This window comes from Marinilabilia sp., assembly GCF_016278715.1.
GTDB lineage: Bacteria > Bacteroidota > Bacteroidia > Bacteroidales > Marinilabiliaceae > Marinilabilia.
This window is the reverse complement of record NZ_JADQBH010000154.1, coordinates 1-3994: the sequence shown is the minus strand read 5'-3', so window position 1 is coordinate 3994 and position 3994 is coordinate 1. Positions and strand designations below refer to the sequence as shown.

3 protein-coding genes are annotated in these 3994 nt (G+C 42.5%); all 3 read left to right on the top strand.

Translation table 11 applies throughout. The features are described from left to right. Window positions 1–289: dihydrodipicolinate synthase family protein (locus QZZ43_RS09895; RefSeq protein ID WP_291858450.1), on the top strand; the 289-nt coding region annotated here is incomplete at its 5' end. A 450-nt stretch (window positions 290–739) separates the two neighbouring features. After that, window positions 740–2335, top strand: a complete 1596-nt coding sequence (locus tag QZZ43_RS09890) for a glycoside hydrolase family 43 protein (RefSeq protein WP_291858448.1) — start codon at window positions 740–742, stop codon at window positions 2333–2335. 107 nt (window positions 2336–2442) lie between these two features. Next, a partial coding sequence (locus tag QZZ43_RS09885; RefSeq protein WP_291858446.1) for a two-component regulator propeller domain-containing protein occupies window positions 2443–3994 on the top strand: 1552 nt, incomplete at its 3' end.

Genomic DNA, 3994 nt, shown 5'->3' with positions numbered 1-3994 from the left:
TCTGGGTGCTGACGGATGCATCTCTGTGGTTGCAAATCTGATACCTGCCGACTTTCATAAAATGATGAAAACTTCTATGGAAGGAGATTTTGTGGTGGCTCGTGGTTTGTTCTATAAATACCGGGCCTTGATGGAATTGATGTTTTTGGAATCCAATCCGCTACCTGTTAAAACTGCATTGGCATTGATGGGCAGAGTCAATGAAGTATTCCGTGCTCCTCTCTGTGAAATGGAGGATGAAAACAGGGAGCAATTGAAAATTGAACTGAAGAAACTGAAGTTGATATAGTTCAAAATTGTGTTTGAAGTATTCGAAAGAATTCTTTTTGTTTTTTCCGGATTTATATTATTGCTGACAATACTTAAAACAGGCTGAAATGTACTTTTCAGTCTGTTTTTTTTGTTGTTATTGCTATATATTGAAATCCTTCTCAACTACTGGAATCTGAATTCTGTATTTTATTGCAAATGAGTACTTTTAGAAGTTTGAGGCATGATGTGTATATGACGGAACCGGACGGTTTCTGAAGGGGTTCAATTTGAATACCCAGAGTACAAATTCTTGGCTACAGGTAAAAATGAAGCGGATTCCCGAATGTGGGCAAACTAATTTCTAGATGTTTCCTTTGTCACAAAGATCTGTCATTGTTTACATTGTGAGGCAATCTTTGATTTAAATCGAAAATTGACATTCGTTAAGAATTTAATACTTTTACCAATCACTAAAAATACACAACTAATGAAAAATCTTTTTGCAGTAATCTTTTTTTTGATTTCCATCCCGATCTTTTCGCAGCAGGTAAACCCCAATCCCTGGGTAGTGGAGCCCAATGCAGATGCGGTGGTGACTTACAGAAACCCTGTTATTCCGGGCTTCTATCCCGACCCCAGTGTTTGCCGGGTGGGGGATGATTATTATCTTGTTAACAGCACCTTTGAATATTTCCCGGGCGTACCGGTGTTTCACAGTAAAGACCTGGTAAACTGGAAGCAAATTGGTCATTGCATCGACCGGGAAGAGCAGATTAAAGGTGAAATCAACATCTTCGCACCCACTATAAGACATCACAATGGCACTTTTTATATGATTACCACCAATGTGACTCATGGCGGAACCTTCTACGTGACGGCCAAAGATCCGGCCGGCCCATGGAGTGAGGCCATCTGGGTAGATATGCCTGAAATTGACCCCGATCTCTTTTTCGACGACGATGGCAGGGCTTATGTAACCACATCGACGTTCGAATTGGCTGAAATTAATATTGAAATGGGCGAACTGTTAAGTGAACGCAAAAAGATATGGAACTCAACCGGGGGCCGGTATCCCGAAGCACCGCACATTTATAAGAAAGATGGTTTTTACTACTTGATGGCTGCGGAAGGCGGTACCGAGGAAGCCCACATGGTAACCATTGCCCGTAGTCACAATATTTGGGGCCCCTACATCGACAATCCGGCCAATCCAATTGCAACTCATATCAATTATGCCGGTATGGGCAAGCCCATTCAGGGTATCGGTCATGCCGATATTATCCAGGCGCATGATAACAGCTGGTGGATGGTTATTCATGGATATCGCAGCGTGACGGGGTATCCCCCACATCACATTTTGGGACGCGAAACCTGTCTGGTACCTGTTAGTTGGCCCAAAGGAGGATGGCCCGTGGTTAATGGAAACGGAACGGTGGATGTGGAGATGATACATGCCACTTTGCCACAAATTCAGATTTCAAAAAATGCAAAACGTACTGATTTTGATGTGGCGCAGTTGGGGTTTGAGTGGAATTACATTCAGCCTCCGGGAGATGAAACCTTTCAAGTGGACGATCAAAAGGGACAACTTAAAATAGTGGGTTCTGCGCTTCAAATTGGAGAAAAAGGAAGCCCTGCATTTGTCGGGCGCCGACTTACGGACATCCGGTTTTCAGCCACCACCCAACTTGAGTTCGATCCGGAAAATGAAAACGAAGAAGCAGGTATGGCCTTGGTCAACAACGGGTCGCACTTCGATTTTGTGCTGAAAAATAAAGACGGGCAACGGGTTCTGCTGGTAAAACTGCAATTTGGACAAATTACCTATAAATCGGAGGAGGTATTACTGGCACCCGGCGCAGTGGATCTAAAAATTGAAGGAACGGGCCCGGAATTTATATTCTCCTATGCCCAAAACAACACCGTGTTTAAGACGGTGGAGACTGCTGATGCTCGTTTTCTCAGCACACAAACCGTTGGCTGGTTTACCGGCGTTTATGTAGGTCTGTACGCAACTGGGAATGGCAAAGAAGCGGATGCCCCCGCGGTATATGACTGGTTTGAGTATGTTGGTAGCAATTAGATTTTTGCGAACGAAGTGAAACAATCTCCTTTCTTTAACCGGGTGTAAGTGTATTTGTATCAGTTTTTTGTAGTTTTGTACCTTGTTTTTCAAAATTTATGGGTCGGATGTTCAGGAGAATAATGTTAGGTGTAGTTTTGGGATTTCTTTGTTTGCCGTTGACGGGGCAGACCTTGGATGAAGTTGACTACAAGTTCCGGCATCTCAATAGTTCTCATGGCCTGTCCAATAATCAGATCTCATCAATACATAAGGACCGTTACGGATTTGTTTGGTTTGGAACTGTTTCAGGTCTTAACAGGTATGACGGGCAATCATTTAAAACTTACAAAAACATTCCAGGGGACAGTACCACCATCCCCTTCAACAATGTTCAGAAAATTTTTGAAGATCATAGGGGATGCCTTTGGATTTTGTCACAGGACAATCAACTTACCGTATTCGACCCATCAAAAGATATTTTTTACACAGATTATTATCTTCTGACCGGGAAAAACGCGATTCCTTCTGACTATATTGCGTCGTTGGAGGTGGATAGGGATTCCAATTTATGGGTAGCTACCAATCAATACGGTGTATTTAAGGTAGATTCAGAAACCGAAGAAATTGAAAGGTTTCATGAACTAAAAGGGAGTAAAAGGGATATTGGCAGTGACCTGGTTACCGATGTTTTTATAGAAAGTGACTCTACGGTGCTGATTGTTAATGCTTTTGGCGTAGTTGAACGATTGAGTTCTGAAACCGGGGAGGTACTTTATTCCTATCAGCCTCACAAACTTAAAGGGAGTTCAGTTGGCGATTTTTATTCTCTGTTGGCAGATGAAAGTGGTGATTTTTGGATTTATTCTGAACAGAGTGACAAGGGACTCTTTTATTACGATGGAAACAATGGAAAAGAGCTGCACTTTTCTGTTGACGATCCCCGTTATAGTATTTCCAGTAACATTGTTACCGGGGTTCTTCAGGATAAGAAAGGACATATCTGGGTGGGGACGGATCATGGTGGCATCCAGATAATTGACAAGTCTGATTTTTCGTTAATTAATGTTCGAAATCTTCAGGGAGTTTACAATAGTTTATCTCAAAACAGTATTACCTCACTGGTTCGCGATAATTCCGGGACAATCTGGATAGGAACCTACAAAGAAGGGGTGAATTACTATCATCCGGATCTGTTTCAGTTTAAACTCTTTTCGCATAATCCATTTATTGAGGGGGGCTTACCGGCCAATGACATTGATTGTTTTGCTGAAGACGATGACGGAAATCTTTTTATTGGAACCAATGGAAGTGGTTTGATTTACTACAACCGGGGAAAAAGGACTTTTAAAGTATTTAGGGCAGAACCTTCCAATCCCGATGCTTTGAGCCATGACGTGATTGTGAGTTTACTGTTTGACTCCAAAAGCCGGTTATGGGTGGGAACGTACTATGGGGGTCTGAACTGCTATCAGGATGGAAAATTCACGAGATACTATCACGAATCGGAAAACCCTGAAACAATTTCAGATAACCGGATCTGGAAAATTCTGGAAGATTCCGACGGGCGAATTTGGGTGGGAACACTTGGCGGAGGACTCGATTTATTCGACGAGGCTAATGACCGTTTTCTGCATTACCGTGATGGAGACCTGAATTCGGTTAATTCCAACTTCATTC

Coding starts and splice junctions, on each gene's coding strand:
- QZZ43_RS09890 (WP_291858448.1), top strand. CDS start 740: ATGAAAAATCTTTTTGCAGTAATCTTTTTTTTGATTTCCATCCCGATC.